Raw genomic sequence first — 18249 nt, 5'->3', positions numbered from 1 at the left:
TCAACCCTGTGGATACCACACCAGACGCTCCGCCGCCGGATTGCGCTCTTCCACCGCGAATCCCAGCGCCAGGTAATGCTGGCGCGCGTGGGGGTTGTTGGCCCAGACCACCGTCGCCACCGGGCAACGCACTTGCTGCGCGGCCTTCTGCACACCTTGCAGCACCGTACGACCGTAGCCCTTGCCCCGAGCCTGAGGGATGAAGGCGATGTACAACACGCGGATTTCGTTGGGGCCGAAATCGGTGCTCAGCGCGCCAATGGCCGTGCCGAGTTTTTCCACCACGTAGTGCATGGCATTCGGATGGTTTTCACCCATGCCCTGCTCCTGCACCTGAAACTGCTGGGCAACGATTTGCTGCACCTGTTCCTGCTCGCCGTCGATCCATTGCAGATCCGGCCGCGCCGATTGATACAGGCTTTGCAGAAAGGGGCCGTCAGTCGCCCGCGAAGGCCGCACCACCAATCCGTCCGCTGCCAAGTTTTCCGTCATTTTCATGCTCCCTAGAAACCGCTTTCCCTGACCCCCAGCGCCGCCAGCCGACGCCAGGCCACGCCGAGCACCGACTCGCCGCTGCCCTGCAACACCACCACGCCGCGTAACGGTTGTACCGGCGTCGGTGGCTGATCCAGCGTAGTCAATCGCGCGCCGTATTGCGCCTGCACCGGTTCCGCCCGTTGCTGTTGATCGCGGCGCACGGCAATCGGCCCGTGATGGTCGGATGTCAGGGCTTCCTGATCGACATAGGCCACGCCGTTGGTATCGATTTCATCAAGCTTCACGGTGATCGCCGGGTGCATCGGGTCATCGGCGATAAACCGCCCGGTGGCGCCCGGTTTGACCCGCCACAGTTCGGCTTCGGCCACATAACCACGCAGTCGCGAGCCGTCCTCGACCACTCGCGCCAGCGCATCCTTGCTCGACAGCCAGCGGCCCGGCGTCAGGTTCGGCAACAGGTCGCGCACAGTGCCTGCGTGGGGCGCACGCAGCAGCAGGCGTTCGCGGCGGGCGCTCAGGCCTCGGTATTCCGCCACGGCTTCGGCGAGGCGTTGTTCGACGATGCCGGCGTCGGCAGCGGTCTCGCTGCGACCGGCCTGACGGCGCATCAGCAATTGTTGAATCTGGATTTCCCGGCGGACGATGGCCTGCCGCGAATCGAGGTCCGGCGATTCCAGTTCGATCAACACGTCGCCCTGAGCGACCTTCTGGCCGTCCGTGACCTTCACCGTTTTGACCCGCGCCGCCACCGGCGCATGCAGCGCGCTGGCCCGACCGCCCTCAAGCATCGTCGGCAGTTCGACCGCGCTGCGCCACGGCACGATCAGCACCAGCAACAGGCCGAGCACCGCCAGGCTGCTGAGCAGCACGCGCGGGCCGTGAGCCTGTTCGCGGCGGCTCCACCACTGGCGCCACTCACTCATGATCGGCAAAAAAATGAACCACACCAGCTCCACCAGCATCAGGAATATCCCCAACACCTTGAAGAACAGGTGATAGACCGCCAGCGCGATCCCGAAAAACAACGCCGCACGCCATAACCACGAGCCATACCCCCAGATCAGCAAACGCCGCTGCATCGCCGGCGACCAAGGCTCCGGCGCTGGTGCGCCATAGCCGAACAAGAACTCACGCAGGCGCCAGCGGCAAAAGGCAAAGGCCCGACCCTGAAGGTTGTCGACCTCCCACAGATCACTGAGCAGAAAGTAGCCATCAAAACGCATGAACGGGTTGAGATTGACCACCAGCGTGGTGATCCAGGTCGCACTGGCGAGCATGAACGCCGCCGTGCGCGCCGGGCCGTCCGGCAGCAATGACCAGACCAACAATGCGATACAGGCCAGCAGCAATTCCGCCAGCACCCCGCCGGCACCGATCAGCAGTCGCGCGCGCCGGTCGTTGACCCGCCAGGCATCGCTGACATCGGTATAAAACATCGGCAACAAGACCATGAACGCCACGCCCATGCTCTGCACCCGACACCCGGCGCGCTTGGCCATGAACGCATGGCCGAACTCGTGGCAGAGCTTGGCGAAGAACAGCGCCACACCGAACGAAATCGCCCCGCCGAGGCTGAACAGGTGCGGGAAGGTGCCGACAAATCGCTGCCAGTCCCGCGAGACCAGAAACACCCCGAGTCCCAGGGTCGCGGGAAAGCCGTAGCGCAGAATCCTTGGCCCGAATCGCTGCAGCCACGGCCACGCTCGATTGAGAAAAGCGTCCGGGCGCCACAATGGAATACGAAAGAACAAATATTGATGGAGCAGGACTTTCCACAGGCTCTGGCGTTGCGCGAGGGCCTTGAGCTGATAGCTGGCGCGTTGCTGATCGTCGAGGGCGCTGATCAGGTCATGCCCGCGCAGAAACGTCAGCAGTTGCTCCAGCTCCACACCATCGAGCGGCAAGCCCGGTTCACGGTTGGCGGCGCGCAGCACTTGCTCAGGATCGCCCAGCGACCAGTGGCGCAACAGGCGTATCGCCGCCGTGCCGAGTTTGAAATAGCGCCCGCGCACCGGGTCGGCCAGGGTCCAGCGCGGCGAACCGTCCAGCGCCGGCGCCGCGGGCGACAATTGCAGGTCGGCACGCAGGCTCGGCAGGTTCATTTACAGGCCCACGCTCTGACGCAAACCGGCCAATGGGCGACGCAGCAGATACAGCGCCAGCGGCGCGCGATCACCGAAGATCTTCGCCGTGCCACGCAGGCCAATACGCGGCGGTGCGTCGGTAAAATTCGCATCCAGCCGATAGGCCAGTTGGCCGCCAGCGGTGGGCTGCGCTTCATAGGCCGAACGCTCGAGTCGGGCGACGTGGCGTTGCAGCGGATCGCTGTCGAGGAACAACGCAATGTCGGCGCCCGGCTCCAGCGAAATCGCGTCCCCCACCGCCAGTTCGATGCGCAATTCGGCCTGATTCGGGTCGGCGATTTCCATCAATCGCTCGCCGGTCTGCACCGGTTTGCCGGTCAACCGCTCGGCGTCGGCGAACACCGCAATGCCGTCGCGCTCGGCGCGCACTTCGCTGCGGTTGAGCAGTTCCCGGGCGTAATCCCGTTCGGCGCGTTTCTGCTCGACTCGGGCGGCCAGCAGATCCACCCGTGAACTGGATTCAGCGTCGGCAAATGCACGTTGGGAATTGGCTTTGAGTTCGGCTTCGGCGACGCCAAGCGCACGCTCGGCGACATCAGCCTGGGCCCTGAGGGTGGTGCTTTCGAAGCGCAGCAACAAATCGCCGGTCTTCACGTTCTGATTGGGTTTGACCAAAAACTCGGCAATCACCCCGTCCAGCGGCGCCGCCACCACACGCCCACCCAAGGGCACCACTTCGGCCGGGGCCAGCACCGACTGGCGCACCGGAATCAACAAACCGAGCAGCAGCACAGCGACCAGCGCCACCTGGCGTTTGCGGGTCCAGCGCAGCCGCCACGGCTTGCGCGGTTGCAGGGCCAGCCAGGCGTGGCTGTAGGTGTCGCCCAATTGCGACAACAGCACTTGTTCGGAAGGGTTCCACGGCATGTCGCGGGCCAGCCACAATCCGCCGAACACCTGACCCTCGCGGTCGATCAGCGGCAGCCAGAACACCTGCAGCGCCGACAGACTGCGCCAGTCGCTCTGGATCGATTCGCTGACCATCTCGGGCGCGATCACCCGCGCCACCTTCAGCACATCCTGCTTGAACAGCTGCGCCACGGCCTGCTCGACGAACGCCACGAACGGTGCATTCGGCTCAACCGCGCTGACGCCAGTCACGGCCTGCACCTTGCCGGCGATCAGTAACGCCGCATGGCGAAAGCCGAACAGCGACTGCCCGTCATTGACCAGGCTGTAGGCCAGTTGCGATGCATCGCGGGCGGCGCGGGTCTGCCGTTCAAGATCGAGAAATCGCGCGAACACCTGCTCGGCGGCGCCGCTCACCGGGGCGTTCACTTGAGCTCCGGAAAACGCGCGGTGCCGCTCATGCCGGCGAGCAGGCCTTTGGCTTCAGGGAGTGTGGCGACCAGCAACAGCGTCTGGCTGCCCTCATCGATCCGCGCGCCAAGGCGTTTGACCGTGGCGTCGATGGGCTGGCCGGTTTCATCGGGAACGAAGCTGAAGGTCTGGCCGGGCTTGAGCTTGGCCATCCAGCGCGACGGCACCAGCAAATGGATTTCCAGAGTACGGTTGTCGACCACATCAAGCAGCGGCGCCCCGGCCGACACGCTTTCGTAGCGTTGCACCTTGCGCTCGACCACTTGCCCGTCGAACGGCGCGACCACACTGCAACGTTTGACCTGGACTTGATAAACCTGGGATTGCGCCTGGGTTTCGCTGACCTTGGCCTCGGCCCGGGCCACTTCGAAACGCCCGACGGAATTGAGCGCCGCCAGTTGCCGGTTGTGCGCCAGCTCTTCGCCGGCGCCACGGCTGGCGGCTTGCGCGGCATTCAATTGGGCCTGATAGGCCGAACAGTCGAACTTCGCCAGGGTATCGCCCTTCTTGAACGACTCGCCCTCGCTGAACGGCAGCTCGACGATCCGCCCGGACAATTCACTGGCCAGTGTCGCCTGATCACGCGCCCGCAACACACCTCGTGCTTCGCTGCTGGCCGAGGCATTGGCGGCCCCAGGGTTATCCTGCAGCGGATCGTCTGGCACAGGCGTTTGCGCCTGAACTGCATACGTTACAAAGGTCAATCCGACAACCCAACCACGAAAACGCCGCATAACCGTTACTCCCTGACGGATGAGCGGAGTCTACGACAGCGGGGTTTAGCGTCAAGCGAAAGGCCATCACTCTTCTGAAGGGCTGGCGAAATTCTATGTAACGACTAAGATCAATTCATCGAAAATATAACCTTGAAGGAATATTCCATAACATTCATATTCGCCCCCATGAATTGGGATATCGAATACACCGACGAGTTCGGCAACTGGTGGGAAGATCTGATTGAGAACGAGCAGAGCTCGGTGGCTGCGAGCGTCAAATTGCTAGGACAATTCGGACCAGACCTGCGATTTCCGCACAGCAGCGCGATCAATGGTGCGCGACATGGCCATCTGCGGGAACTGAGGGTTCAACATGCCGGACGACCGTATCGCATCCTCTATGCGTTTGATCCGAGGCGATGTGCGCTGCTATTGATCGGTGGAGACAAAACCGGTCAGGATCGCTGGTACGAAGTCAATGTCCCGCTCGCCGATCAACTGTACGATGAGCACCTCGATACATTGCGCAAAGAGGGTTACAACGATGGCTAAGAAATTTGCCGAACTCGAAGCGCGTATGACACCCGAAGCCCGGGCACATGCCGATTCGATCTACGAACAACACATCAAGGAAATGCCGCTAAACGAACTGCGACAGGCCAAGGCTTTGAGTCAGGCGACACTTGCCGAGACTCTGCACATCAATCAGGCGGCGATCTCGAAGATGGAGCGACGCACTGATATGTACATCAGCACGCTGCGCAATTACATCCGCGCGATGGGCGGCGAGCTTGAAATCATCGCTACATTTCCTGATGGACAAATCAAAATCGAAAACTTTGCAGGTTGAGCAGCCAAACGCTGCACAACCTGCTTTTTTGTTTTCCGCGCGAGCTTCAACGCTGCACCATCTCCCCCACCGGATACACCGACTCCCATCCCCCACCCAACGCCCGGTACAGGCCGACCATCGCCAGCGAAACGCCGGTGGAGCTTTCGACCCATTGTTCCTGGGTGGCGAGCAGTGCGCTTTGCACGGTCAGGACGTTGACGAAGTCGGCCACGCCTTCGACGTATTGCTGTTGCGCGGTGCGCAGGGCGATCTGGTTCTGGCGTACGGCTTCGGCAAGACTGTCGCGGCGGCGCTGGCTGGCGTTGTAGGCGGTCAGTTGGTCGTCGATTTCGTGCCAGGCACGCAGGACGGTCTGTTGATAACCGATCGCCGCTTCCTGCTGCTGCGCTTCGCGCAGTTGCAGCACGCCGCGCAGGCGGCCGCCGTCGAACAGCGGCAGGCTGAATTGCGGGCCGACGCCGAAGGCGCGTGAGCCCCAGGAACCGAAATCGCTGAGCTGCATGGCTTGCGAGCCGAGGTTGCCGGACAGGGTGATGCGAGGATAGAAATCGCCCTTGGCCACGCCGATGTTGGCGGTGGCGGCGTGCAATCGGGCTTCGGCCTGACGAATGTCCGGGCGGCGTTCGGCCAGTTGCGACGGCAGGCCGATTGCGACTTGCGGCGGCGACTGCGGAACCGGCGCGTCTGTGGATAATTCTTTGGCCAGCGCTTGCGGCGGCTCGCCCATCAACAGGCTGATGGCGTTGATCAGTTGCGCCTGACGCTGCTCCAGCGCCGGCAGCCGCGACTCGATGGCCGCCACTTGCGCGGCGGCTTCGGCGACGTCGAGATCGGTAGCCACGCCGTCATTGAGCCGCAGTTGCGAGAGTTTCAGGCTGTGTCGCGCGACATCGAGGTTCTGCTCGGTGACCGCGCGGGTGTTCTGTACACCGCGCAACTGGATGTAGTTCTGCGCGGTGTCGGCAAGGACCGCCAGCAACACACCACGACGGTCGTTTTCCGCGACTTCAAGGTTTGCATCGGCCGCTTCGGTTTCCCGACGTACCCGCCCCCAGAAGTCCAGTTCCCAGGAGGCGGAGAAGCCGGCATCCCACAAGTTGAAGACGGAATCGCCGTTGTGCCCGGACGGGTCGTTCAAGCCTTCGCCGCTGTTGCGTTTACGGGCATAGCTGCCGGTGGCGGCGGTCGTTGGATAACGGTCGGCGGTGATCACCTGACGTGCGGCGCGGCTTTGTTGCAGACGGCTGCTCGCCAGTCTCAGGTCGAGGTTGCTGCTCACGGCGCGCTGGGTCAGGGCGGAAAGTTGCGCGTCGTGGAAGACTTCCCACCAGCGCTCGTTCAGGGGTTCGCTGACGGCCTGGCTGGGTGCGGATTTGCCGGGTTTGGCCCACTCGGCAATCTGCGTGGCTTCGGGCTTCTGGAAGTCCGGGCCGACGGTGCAGGCCGCCAGCGCCGAAAGGCTCAGGACAACCGTCAGAGATTGAACGCGCTTCATCGCTGCGTCACCTCACGCACCGATGTCGCCGAGCTTTTGGTATCAATGCTCGCCTCCACCGACATGCCCACCCGCAGGCGCTCGGCCAGTGGCTGGCCCGGTTCCAGCAGAATCTTCACCGGAATTCGCTGCACGACTTTGGTGAAGTTGCCGGTGGCGTTGTCCGGTTTGACGGCGGCAAAAGTCACGCCGGTGGCCGGGGCGATGCTTTCGACGCGACCGCTCAGGGCTTCGCCGCCGAGACTGTCGACCCGAACGACAACATCCTGTCCAGGTTGCACATCGGTGAGCTGGGTTTCCTGAAAGTTGGCGACTACATAGGCCTGCTTCAACGGCACCACCGCCAGCAGCTTGCTGCCCGGCGTCACATAGGCGCCGACCCGCACGGCACGCTCGCCGATCATGCCGTCCTGAGGCGCAGTGATGCGCGTGTAGGACAGCTCGAAACTGGCGATTTCCAGTGCCGCCTGTGCCTGTTTCAGGCTGCCTTCGGCGGCATCGCGCTGCGCCGTCAGAATCTCGACCTGTTTGCGCTCTGCAGCCAGTTTTGCCGTGGCGGTATCCAGCCGCGCAGTCGCCTGATCGATCCGGGTGCGCGCCTGTTGCGCATTTTGCACGGTGCCGGCACCGACACCGGCCAAGTGGTTGTAGCGGTTCAATTCCTGTTGGGCGAAGGCCATTTCAGCCTTGGCCGAGACCACCGATGCCTGCGCCTGTGCGATCACCGAAGTCTGCCGCTCCAGCGTGGCCTTGGCGTTTTGCAATTGAGCGCGGGCGACCACGGTGTGCGCATCGGCGGCCTCGGCAGCGGCGCGCAGGTCGCGGTCATCGATCAGCGCCAGCAATTGCCCGGCCTTGACCTGTTGGTTGTCTTCCACCAGCACCTCTTTGATAAACCCGGCCACACGCGGCACCACCAGGGTGAAATCGGCAGAGACGAACGCGTCGTTGGTGTTCTGCTGGGTGCGTTTGCCGAACAGGCCGGGCATCGCCAGATACACCAGCACACCGACCGCCAGCGCGGCCGCCACGGCCACCGCGAGTTTTTGCTTTGCTTGAGTCGTCATAAAAAACCTTCTGTTTCAGTCAGGTCGGTGCACGTGGCGGATAGATCCGCGTCGGCAGCCAGAAAATCAGCAGGATCAGCGCCACCGCGACGCCAGCCATGCACAGATAGAGATCCGAGGAAGTCAGCACCACCGCCTGTTCGTGCAGGCGATGGGCGACGCCGGGGTCGTTGCTTGCGGCCAGCGGCGAGTTGCCGAGGCGATCGACCAGCATCGTCGAGTGAAAATGCAGGCGCGCCGTTGTCAGTGCCTCGATCACCCCGGTGGCGACCACCGCCGCCAGGCCTTTCACGGTGTTGAACCAGGCCGAAGCGAACGGTCCGTCCTGGGGCTGGATGCTGCCGGTCGAAAGCATCAGCAACGGCAGCACCGCCATCGGCTGACCGAAAATCTGCAGCCATTGCAGGACATAGAAATTGTCGCGAATCCACACCGAGGTCAGCTGCGATCCGCCCAGGCAGGACAGCACCAGCATGCTCAACCCGATCCCGAGCACCCAGCGGCAATCGACCCAACGCAGGTTGCACAGCGCCGCCACCAGCGGCAGCGCGATCAATTGCGGCAATGCCGCCAGCAGCATGATCGGCGCGGTCTGCACCGGCCGGTAACCCTGCACCTGAGCCAGATAACTCGAGGGAATCAGCACCACCGCCAGCAACACCACCAGCACCCCGGCCAGGGTCATCAGGGCGAACGACAGGTTGCGAATGCCGAGCATCTGCAATTTGAAAAACGGAATGGGCTGCGACCACTCATGGATCAGGAACGCCACCAGCAACAGCGAACCGGCCCCCAGCAGTGCGCAGATCAGGTCCGACTCGAACCAGTCCAGACGATTGCCCTGCAACAGACCGATCACCAGCATGCAGATCGCCGGAAACCCCAGCAGCAGGCCTTTCCAGTTGAAGGTCTTGAGACGCTCCAGCCGCAGCGGATCCTGAGGAATGCCGTACGCCACCATCGCCATGGCGATCAGGCACGGCACGATGATTTGCCAGAACGTCCATTGCCAGCCGACGTATTCGGTCCACAACCCGGCCAGCGGTGTACCGAGACCTGGGCCAAACGTGGCGGTCAGGGCGTAACCGGCGAGGCCGTACAGTTTGAAATTGGCCGGCAAAAACCGCAGCGCAACGGTCATCAGCATCGGCGGCAGCGCACCGCCGGCCAGGCCTTGCAGGATGCGCATCAGCAGCAGGCTTTCGTAGTTCGGGGCGAACGGACAGAGCACCCCGAGCAGGGTGAACAGGCCGATGGCGCACAGGGTGAAACGGCGCAGGGAAAAGGTCACCGAGCACCACGGCGCAAACGCCATGGCCGCCACCGAGGTCGCGGTGTAACTCGCGACCAGCCAGGTGCCTTCGTCGTAGCCGATGCTCAGGGCGCCGCGTATGTCGGCCAGGGCAACCTTGGTCACCATCTCGTTGAGACCCGACACCAGCACCGCCAGCAGCACGCCGACCAGACCAATGATGATTCGCGCCCCGAACACCGGTGGCGCGGCGGCCATCGGAGCGGCAGCGGCAATCGGCGCCGTGACCGTCAGGGATGTCATGCAGGCAAACTCCGGAGGGAAAAATACCGGAGCATGGTAGTAGGGCTTAGTACTGACGAAAATTGACTTCTCGGCAGTTTATAAGTGCATCAGACGCAACTCTCAGGGCTGCGCCGCCAGCCAGGTTTCGTCGCAGCAGGTCTTGAGGGTTTCCCGCAGCCAGCGGTGGGCCGGGTCCTTGTCGAAACGCGGGTGCCAGGCCTGGGTCAGCATCAGCGTCGGCAGCGGAATCGGCAGGTCGAACGAGCGCAGCTTCAAGCCCAACCGCCGTACGCTGAGCAGCGCTTCCTTGGGCACCGGCAGGATCAGGTCGGAATCCGGCAAGGCGAACATCGCCGCATGAAAACTTGGCGCGATTACGGCCACCCGCCGCTCCAGGCCCAGTGCATTCAGTGCGGTGTCGATGGGGCCACGGGCGATGCCCCGACGGGACATGCTGATGTGGGAAAACCCGGCGTAACGTTCGGCGGTGATCTCGCCATCCAGCAGCGGGTGATCCTCGCGTACCAGGCCGACGAAGTGGGTGGAAAACAGGTTCTGTATCTTGACTTCCGGGGTCACCGGGCGAGTGTTGCTGACACTCAGGTCGATCCGCCCTTCGCGTAGTGCTTCATCGTCGCCGTCGCCCTCGGGAACAAAGCGCAACTCACAGTGCGGCGCCAGTTGATCGAGGGTGTCGAACAGCTTGCCGCCGTACACGCCGACGAAAAAGTCGTTGGCGCGAATGCTGAAGCGCCGGCGCAGTGTGCCCAGTTCCACGGCGTCCGCCGAGCGGAAAAGCAACGCCGCCTGCTCGACCACATCGCGCACCTGCTCGCGCAGTTCCAGCGCCTTGGGCGTCGGCACCAGTCCCCGGCCGGCACGTACCAGAATCGGATCGCCAATGGCTTCGCGGATCCGTGTCAGCGTGCGGCTCATGGCCGCCGGGCTGAGGTTCATCCGCCGCGCGGCGCCGACCACACTGCCCTCGTCAAGCAAGGCGTCGAGGGCGACCAACAGGTTCATGTCCGGGAGTTGCATGCTGAGCACTCGTGACCGATCAGGATTGATTCGAACGCAATGCTAGCAGATCAGAAAATCAGCGCTGCATCCCCCAGCGCTTCACCGTCACCCGCTCCAGCGTGTCGAACACCAGGTTCTCCACCAGCAAGCCGATGAGGATCACCACCGCCAGACCGGCAAACACCTTGTCGGTGTACAGCTCGTTGCGGTTCTGGAAGATGTACCAGCCCAGGCCGCCCTTGCCGCTGGTGGCACCGAACACCAGTTCGGCGGCGATCAGGGTACGCCAGGCGAAGGCCCAGCCGATTTTCAGCCCGGCGAGAATCGATGGCAGCGCCGCCGGAATCAGGATGAACAGCACAAAGCGCATGCCCTCCAAACCGTAGTTGCGTCCGGCCATGCGCAGGGTTTCCGAGACGCCGAGAAAACCGGCATACGTGTTCAGCGCCAACGCCCACAGCACCGAATGCACCAGCACGAAAATAAGACTGTTCTGGCCCAGGCCGAACCACAGCAGCGCCAACGGCAACAGCGCAATCGCCGGCAGCGGGTTGAACATCGAGGTCAGGGTACTCAGCAAATCCCGACCAAACTGGGTCGAGACGGCCAGCGTGGTCAGGGCAAAGGCCAAGACGATGCCGATCAGGTAACCCTTGAGCAGCACCACCAGCGAAATCCACACCTTGCCCAGCAGTTCGCCGCTGAACAGACCGTCGTATAGCGCATGACTGGTCTGCAAGAAGCTCGGCAGCAGCAGGTCGTTGTTCTGCACCCGGGCGACCACCTCCCAGAGCACTGCGAGCAAAATCAGGATCACGCTTTTGCGTAGCCAGCCCTGTTGCCACAAGCGCTGGCCCAGCGGCAGTTCGCGCTCCACCGGGACGCTGGTCAGCGGTTGCAGATCGTTTTCGAATTCTTGACGTACGGATGATGAATGGCTCATCGGGCAATCCTCCAGGCGGCTCAATAAGCGATGCGGATATCAGTGAAATCCAGTTCGCGCTTGGTTTCCGGCGACTGCCCTTCATCGAACAGTAGCCGATGAATGCGCCGCGTCGACTCCTGAAACGCCACGCCGCCAAGGCTGTGCAGATCGTATTGATGGCTGTGCACTTCCGCCCTCACCCGCCCCGGATGCGGCGACAGCAGCAAGATGCGATTGCCCACCACCAGCGCTTCTTCAATCGAGTGGGTGACGAACAGCAAGGTGAAACGCACCTCCTCCCAGAGCAGCAGCAATTCTTCCTGCATCTTGCGCCGGGTCAGGGCATCCAGGGCGGCGAACGGCTCGTCCATCAGCAGGATTTTCGGCTGCATCGCCAGCGCCCGGGCGATCGCCACCCGCGCTTTCATGCCGCCGGACAGGGTGTGCGGATAGGCATCGGCGAACGCCGCCAGACCGACTTTCTCCAGGTAATGGAGCGCACGCTCTTCAGCTTCCTTTTTCTTCAACGTGCGCGAAGCCAGCAGCGGAAACATCACGTTCTGTTTGACGGTTTTCCACGGTGGCAGTTGATCGAATTCCTGAAACACCACGATCCGGTCCGGCCCCGGCGCGTCGACGCGCTGGCCCTGCAGACGGATCTCGCCCTCACACGGTGCAATGAACCCGGCGACGGCTTTGAGCAAGGTCGACTTGCCGCAACCGGACGGCCCGAGCAGCACAAAGCGGTCCTGTTGATCCACTTCGAAACTGACTTGGTGGGTAGCACGCACGACACGTTGCGGCGTGCGGTATTCGAGGCTGACCTGATCGACCGCCAGCAGCGCCTGCGCCGTGGCGATCGGGTTGCTGGCCGCGTGGCCTTGCAAAGGGGCGTTCATGTCGATCAGCTCCCTTGCAGCGGTTTGGCGTCCTGGAAGAAGTAGTCCTTCCACGATTCGGGTTTGTTCTTGATCGCGCCGACGCGGAAGAGAAATTCTGCGAGCGGGTAGGTGTTTTTCGGTGTGACACTGAATTCGAACTGCGGGTTGTCGATGATTTTCAGCAACGCGGCGCGGTCGATCTTGGCCTTGGTCACGCGGATGTAAGTGTCCGCCGCCGCGCCTTTATCGTTCTGCGCAAATTGCGCGGCTTCGGTCAGGGCTTCGACGAACGCCTTGTAGGTCTTCGGGTTCTCGTTGCGGAATTTCTCGGTGGCAAACAGCACGGTCGGCGAGTTCGGGCCGAGCACGTCATAGGAGTTGAGCACCACGTGCACGTTCGGATTTTCCAGCGCCTGTTCCTGGAACGGCGGGTTGGAGAAATGCCCGGTCAGCTCGGTGCCGCCGGCAATCAGCGCAGCGGTAGCGTCCGGGTGCGGAAAGGCGATGGTGTACTTGTCGAGGCGATTGAATTCCTTGTCGCCCCACTGTTTGGCTGCCGCGTATTGCAGGAAACGCGACTGTACGGAGACGCCAACTGCCGGCACCGCAATGCGGTCCTTCTCGGTGAAGTCGGCGATGGTTTTGACCTTGGGGTTGTTGCTGACGAGGTAGTACGGGAAGTTGCCCAGCGAGGCCACGGCCTTGACGTTCTGCTTGCCGTGGGTGCGGTCCCAGATGGTCAGCAGCGGCCCGACACCGGCGCCGGCAATATCGATGGAACCGGAAAGCAGCGCATCGTTGACCGCCGCGCCGCCCGACAACTGAGTCCAGTCGACCTTGATATCGAGGCCTTCCTGCTTGCCGTACTTCTCGATCAGTCCCTGATCGCGCACCACGTTGAGCAATAAATAGACAATACCGAACTGTTCGGCGATGCGGATTTCACCTTCGGCGTGGGCCACTGTCGGCGCCATCAGGCTGCCGGCGATCAGGCTGAAACCGAGGCCGATGGCCGCTGCCAGCGGTGCGAATGGAAGACGTTTGGACATGATCGGATCTCCGGCAAATCAGAAAGGCGCGTCGCCCTGGATGGTGGTGCGATACAGCTTGCGGCGCAGGTGCGCAGGGCAGCCGGCGGCAAGGTGGATCAGCGAACGGTTGTCCCAGAACACCAGGTCGTGGGGCTGCCATTGATGGCGATAGATGTTCTGCGGCAGCACGCTGTGGGCGTAGAGCTCGTCGAGCAGTTGTTTGCTCTCGTCCTCCGGCAGGCCGACGATGCGGGTGGTGAAACCTTCGCTGACGAACAACGCCTTGCGGCCGTTTTCCGGGTGGGTGCGGACCACCGGGTGCACGACCTCGGCGACCTGAGCCAGTTGCTCCGGGGTCAGGGTCGGGCGCCAGTTGCCTTCGAATTTGGTTTCGCTGTAACGCGCGGTGTAGGAATGCGCGGCCGAGCGGCCTTCGACGGCTTTGCGCAGCGCGTCGGGCAGGCTGTCCCAGGCTTTGTGCATGTCGGCGAACAGGGTGTCGCCGCCTTCGGACGGCAGCTCCTGGGCGTGCAGCATCGAGCCGAGGCTCGGCAGCTCTTTATAGGAAAGGTCCGAGTGCCAGAACTTGCCGGCATCACCGAGGCCGATGTTCTGGCCGTTCTCGACGATGTTGGAAACGATGAGGATTTCCGGATGATTGGCCAGCAGGAACTGCTTGAGCACATGGATCTGCAACACGCCGAAGCGGCGGCTGAAGTCGATCTGCTGTTGCGGGGTGATGCGCTGGTCGCGGAACACCACGACGTGGTGATCGAGGTGCGCGCGGTGAATGCGGGCGAAGTCTTCATCGTTGACCGGACGGGTCAGGTCGAGGCCGATTATTTCGGCACCGACGGCACCGCTGAACGGGCGGATCTCGAAGGTTTGCGGCGCGACAGTCGCGGCGCTTGGGGTAGCAGTAGCTGCGGACATCAATCAATCTCCCACGCACGGCACGCTCAAGGGCGCGCGCGTCGATCAGAAACTCACGCTGGATTGCGTGTTGGTTCGTGTCGTGCGGCGCGCCGATTGGTCGGCAGGTACGCAGGAGTCTGACTTTATAGCTATAAGAACAGGAATTTAAATACCGTTAGAGAATAACGATATGGCGTTTGTTAAGGAATAGACTGGATGGTGAGTGACCATTTGCGTCACTTCTGGACGCGATATGGTGTTGCGACGGACGCCTTCGCGAGTCCCGCGAAGGCGTCCGTGAAGACTTACCGCTCGTGCAGCGCTTCGGCCCGCGCCCGGATGATCGGCTTGAGCAGATAGCTCAACACTGTCTTCTTGCCGGTGATGATGTCCACCGACGCCACCATCCCCGGGATGATCAACAACGGCTTCTCGTCAGTGCCGAGATGGCTGCGCTCGGTGCGCAGCTTGATGACGTAGTAGGTGGTTTTCTTGTCTTCGTCGGTGATGGTGTCGGCGCCGATCTGCTCCAGCTTGGCCTTCAGACCACCGTAGATGGTGTAGTCATAGGCGGTGAATTTCACCGTGGCTTCCTGGCCCGGATGCAGGAACGCGATGTCCTGCGGACGGATCTTCGCTTCGACCAGCAGGGTGTCGTCCAGCGGCACGATTTCCAGCAGGTCGCTGCCCGGCTGGATCACACCGCCGATGGTGTTGACCAGCATCTTGTTGACGATGCCCCGCACCGGCGAGGTGACCAGCGTACGGCTGACCCGGTCCTCCAGCGCCTTGCCGGTGGCCTGGGCCTTGTTCAGGTCGGTGCGCGCCTCGTTGAGCTGAGTCAGGGCTTCGCTGCGGAACTTGCCGCGCGTCTCGTCGATTTTGCGCTGTACTTCCTTGATCGCCGATTCGGCGCGCGGGATCGCCAGGGTGGTGGCGTCGAGCTGACCACGGGTTTCCACTTCGGCACGCTTGAGTCGCAGCACTTCCACCGGCGACACCGCGCCCTGGGCCACCAGCGGCTCGGACATGTTGATTTCCTGGCGTTGCAGGCCCAGTTGCTGGCGGTACTGCGCCTGCTTCGAGGTGAATTCGCGCAGTTCTTGCTGGCGCTGGATCAACTGCTCCTGCAAGCCACCGACTTCGTCGTGCAATTGCTGACGACGGCTGACATACAGCGACTCTTCACTCTTGGCCTGACCCGGCACGGCTTTGAGCACGTCTTCGGGGAAATTCAGCGGCCGGTCATCGACCTCGGCGCTCAGGCGCTCGACCCGCAGCAGCATCGACAGTCGATCGGCTTCGGTCTCGCCGACGTTGGAGGCGAAGCGCGTGTCGTCCAGACGAACCAGCGGCGCGCCGGCCTCGACGATCTGGCCTTCCTTGACGAACAACTCGGAGACGATACCGCCCTCGAGGTTCTGGATTTTCTGGATCTTCGACGACGGAATCGCCTTGCCGTCACCCTTGGTCACTTCGTCGATCACGGCGAAGTTGGCCCACAGCATCAGGAACACGAAGAAACCGATGATCGCCCAGATCGTCAGGCGCACCACACGCGGCGCGTCCTCGATCAAGGCCTTGTTGACCTCCGGCAGCGGCTGGCCCTGCAATGATGCGGAGCCCTTGAAGTAGCGGCGGATCGAATCCTTGAAACCCGACTTAAGCAACACTGATCTGCCCCTTCTTCAACGCTTCCATCACGGCGGCTTTCGGGCCATCGGCGAGAATCTGTCCACGGTCGACCACCAGCAGGCGATCCACCAGCGACAGCAGCGATGCCCGGTGCGTCACCAGCACCACGGTCTTGTTTTCCACCACCGCCGCGAGGCGTTGCTTGAGACGCTCTTCGCCGGTGTTGTCCATGGCGCTGGTCGGTTCGTCGAGCAAGAGAATCGGCGGATTGAGCAACAGCGCCCGGGCCAGCGCGACGTTCTGGCGCTGACCGCCGGACAGGTTCTGCCCGCGCTCGCCGACTTGCAGTTCATAACCCTGCGGGTGCAGGCGGGCGAATTCATGCACACCAGCCAGTTCGGCGGCTTGCAGCACCAGCTCGTCCTCGACGTAACGGGCGCCGGAAATCAGGTTGTCACGCAGGGTGCCGGCCAGCAGTTGGATGTCCTGGGGCACGTAGCCGATGTTGTAGCGCAACTCGCTGACGTCGATCTGGCGGATGTCGACGCCGTCCACCAGCAACGCGCCGTCGTCCGGCTGATACAGGCCGACCAGCAGTTTGGCCAGCGAGCTCTTGCCTGAGCCGCTGCGGCCGATGATGCCGATCTTCTCGCCGGGACGAATCACCAGGTTGATGTTTTTCAGCGCCGGGTTCTGTTGATCCGGGTAGGTGAAGTTGAGCTGACGGCATTCAATGGCGCCTTGCAGCACCTTGCGGCTCAGCGGGCGTTCTTCGAAATTGCGTTCCTGCGGCAGCTCCATCATCTGGTCGACCGAGGCCATGGTCACCCGCGCCTGTTGGTAGCGGGTCAGCAGACCGGACAGCGACGCCAGCGGACTAAGAGCGCGGCCACTGAGCATGTAGCAGGCGATCAGGCCGCCCATGCTCAAGTTGCCGGCGATGATCTGGTACACGCCGAAGACGATCATGATCACACCGGCCAGTTGCTGGATCAGCAGGGTGATGTTCATCGCCAGACCCGAGAGCATCTTCACCCGCAGCTCGAGGCGGCTGAGGGTGCCAATGGTCTGTTCCCACTGGTATTGGCGTTCGCTTTCGGCGTTGTTGACCTTCACCGCGTCGAGGCCGGCGAGGGTTTCGATCAGGCTCGACTGACGCTCGGCACCGAGCGCCATGGTGCGCTCCATGGTTGCCACCAGCGGTTTCTGCAACGCGTAGCCGATCAGCAGCGCAATCGGGAAGGCCAGCACCGGAATCCACACCAGATGCCCACCGAGAATGGCGATGACGATGAAGATCAGAATGGTGAACGGCAGGTCGATCAGGCTGGTCAGGGTCAGCGAGGCGAGGAAGTCGCGCAGGCTCTGGAACTCGTGAATGTTCTGGGCAAAGCTGCCGACCCGCGCCGGCCGGTATTTCATGGCCATGCCGACGATGCGTTCGAACAGCGTGGCGGAGATGATCAGGTCGGTTTTCTTGCCGGCCAGATCCAGGCACAGGCTGCGCAGGCTCTTGAGGATCAGGTCGAACAGATAGGCGCCGGTGATGCCCAGTGCAAGTACCCACAGGGTCGCTTCGGCCTGGTTCGGCACCACCCGGTCGTAGACGTTCATCACGAACAGCGGGGCTGCCATGGCGATGATGTTGATCAGGAAACTGGCGGCGATGGCGTCGGCGTACAGCCAGCGCGAACGCTTGAGGGTGTCGCGAAACCACGAGCGCGCACGCGGGATCAGCGTGCCATGGTTGACGTCGAATTTGTGCTGGGGTTGGGCGAAGAACACTTTGCCGAGGTAGTCGTCGGCCAGCAGCTCACGGTTGACCAGGGACTCGCCGCCATCGGTTTCGCTGAGCAGCACCCTGGCTTCGTTCTCTCCCTGCCAGCCCAGCAGGACAGCGCTGCGTCCATCCTTGAGCAGCAACAGCGCCGGCATGGCGATGGCCGGAATTTCTTCCAGCTTGCGTTGCAGCACCCGCCCCTGAAGCCCGGCGCGCGCGGCGGCACGGGGCAGCAGCTCGACACTCAGACGTTGCTTGGGCAGCGGCAGACCGGTGGTCAGCATCGCCGCGCTGGCGGGTTTCTGGTGCAGCATGCAAAGGGCGAGCAGACCATCCAGTAACGGATCGTCGTGCAACGCGCGTGGATCATGACTGAGATGAACTCGACTGACTTCTGATTCCACGCTCGACACTCTTTAACAGTTGAAAAGG

Annotated in this window: 16 protein-coding genes; 2 read left to right on the top strand and 14 right to left on the bottom strand. The window is 62.6% G+C overall.

What is annotated here, in order from left to right; translation table 11 throughout:
* Genes NH234_RS01725 through NH234_RS01710 form a run of 4 tightly spaced genes read right to left on the bottom strand, consistent with a single transcriptional unit; the run spans position 1 to position 4696 of the window.
* Positions 1-498 carry a GNAT family N-acetyltransferase gene (locus tag NH234_RS01725; RefSeq protein WP_085733419.1) on the bottom strand — a complete coding sequence of 166 codons (498 nt, stop codon included), beginning with the start codon at positions 496-498 and terminating at the stop codon, positions 1-3.
* 5 nt (positions 499-503) lie between these two features.
* Positions 504-2600, bottom strand: a complete 2097-nt coding sequence (locus NH234_RS01720) for a biotin/lipoyl-binding protein (protein ID WP_367255479.1) — start codon at positions 2598-2600, stop codon at positions 504-506.
* The gene (locus NH234_RS01715; protein ID WP_367255477.1) at positions 2601-3920 is read right to left on the bottom strand and encodes an efflux RND transporter periplasmic adaptor subunit; all 1320 of its coding nucleotides are present in this window, start codon (positions 3918-3920) and stop codon (positions 2601-2603) included. It lies immediately after the preceding gene.
* On the bottom strand, positions 3917-4696 hold the full coding sequence (locus NH234_RS01710; RefSeq protein WP_367255475.1) for an efflux RND transporter periplasmic adaptor subunit: 780 nt from the start codon (positions 4694-4696) through the stop codon (positions 3917-3919). Before NH234_RS01710 ends, NH234_RS01715 begins: the two co-directional genes overlap by 4 nt.
* A 168-nt stretch (positions 4697-4864) precedes the next feature.
* Here NH234_RS01710 and NH234_RS01705 point away from each other — a divergent pair, with 168 nt between their 5' ends.
* Together NH234_RS01705 and NH234_RS01700 are read left to right on the top strand one after the other, a co-directional pair.
* Positions 4865-5230 carry a type II toxin-antitoxin system RelE/ParE family toxin gene (locus tag NH234_RS01705; protein ID WP_367257110.1) on the top strand — a complete coding sequence of 122 codons (366 nt, stop codon included), beginning with the start codon at positions 4865-4867 and terminating at the stop codon, positions 5228-5230.
* Positions 5223-5528: an XRE family transcriptional regulator gene (locus NH234_RS01700; protein WP_064382656.1), complete on the top strand. Its 306-nt coding sequence runs from the start codon at positions 5223-5225 to the stop codon at positions 5526-5528. The genes NH234_RS01705 and NH234_RS01700 overlap by 8 nt, the downstream gene beginning before the upstream one ends.
* 46 nt (positions 5529-5574) lie before the next feature.
* Here the strand turns inward: NH234_RS01700 and NH234_RS01695 are convergent, their stop codons facing one another.
* The 10 genes from NH234_RS01695 to NH234_RS01650 form a co-directional block, all read right to left on the bottom strand.
* A complete protein-coding gene (locus tag NH234_RS01695) occupies positions 5575-7026 on the bottom strand; it encodes an efflux transporter outer membrane subunit (protein WP_367255473.1) in 1452 nt (483 codons plus the stop codon).
* Complete coding sequence (locus NH234_RS01690) at positions 7023-8093, bottom strand: HlyD family secretion protein (RefSeq protein WP_085733425.1); 1071 nt, start codon at positions 8091-8093, stop codon at positions 7023-7025. The genes NH234_RS01695 and NH234_RS01690 overlap by 4 nt, the downstream gene beginning before the upstream one ends.
* 19 nt (positions 8094-8112) lie before the next feature.
* On the bottom strand, positions 8113-9648 hold the full coding sequence (locus NH234_RS01685) for an MFS transporter (protein WP_085733426.1): 1536 nt from the start codon (positions 9646-9648) through the stop codon (positions 8113-8115).
* A gap of 102 nt (positions 9649-9750) precedes the next feature.
* Positions 9751-10668: a LysR family transcriptional regulator gene (locus NH234_RS01680; protein WP_085712612.1), complete on the bottom strand. Its 918-nt coding sequence runs from the start codon at positions 10666-10668 to the stop codon at positions 9751-9753.
* 58 nt (positions 10669-10726) lie between these two features.
* On the bottom strand, positions 10727-11593 hold the full coding sequence (locus NH234_RS01675; protein WP_367255471.1) for an ABC transporter permease: 867 nt from the start codon (positions 11591-11593) through the stop codon (positions 10727-10729).
* A gap of 20 nt (positions 11594-11613) precedes the next feature.
* The gene (locus NH234_RS01670) at positions 11614-12474 is read right to left on the bottom strand and encodes an ABC transporter ATP-binding protein (RefSeq protein ID WP_367255469.1); all 861 of its coding nucleotides are present in this window, start codon (positions 12472-12474) and stop codon (positions 11614-11616) included.
* Positions 12475-12479: 5 nt separating this feature from the next.
* On the bottom strand, positions 12480-13505 hold the full coding sequence (locus NH234_RS01665; protein ID WP_367255468.1) for an ABC transporter substrate-binding protein: 1026 nt from the start codon (positions 13503-13505) through the stop codon (positions 12480-12482).
* 18 nt (positions 13506-13523) lie between these two features.
* A complete protein-coding gene (locus NH234_RS01660) occupies positions 13524-14420 on the bottom strand; it encodes a TauD/TfdA family dioxygenase (RefSeq protein WP_085613330.1) in 897 nt (298 codons plus the stop codon).
* Positions 14421-14707: 287 nt separating this feature from the next.
* The gene (locus NH234_RS01655) at positions 14708-16075 is read right to left on the bottom strand and encodes an HlyD family type I secretion periplasmic adaptor subunit (RefSeq protein ID WP_085733431.1); all 1368 of its coding nucleotides are present in this window, start codon (positions 16073-16075) and stop codon (positions 14708-14710) included.
* Entirely contained in the window at positions 16065-18221 is a 2157-nt protein-coding gene (locus NH234_RS01650) for a type I secretion system permease/ATPase (RefSeq protein WP_367255466.1), read from the bottom strand. The genes NH234_RS01655 and NH234_RS01650 overlap by 11 nt, the downstream gene beginning before the upstream one ends.
* Positions 18222-18249 lie beyond the last annotated feature (28 nt).

Origin of the sequence: Pseudomonas sp. stari2, assembly GCF_040760005.1 — a bacterium.
Classification (GTDB): domain Bacteria; phylum Pseudomonadota; class Gammaproteobacteria; order Pseudomonadales; family Pseudomonadaceae; genus Aquipseudomonas.
The sequence above is the reverse complement of the archived record's forward strand: the minus strand, read 5'-3'. Positions and strand labels throughout refer to the sequence as shown.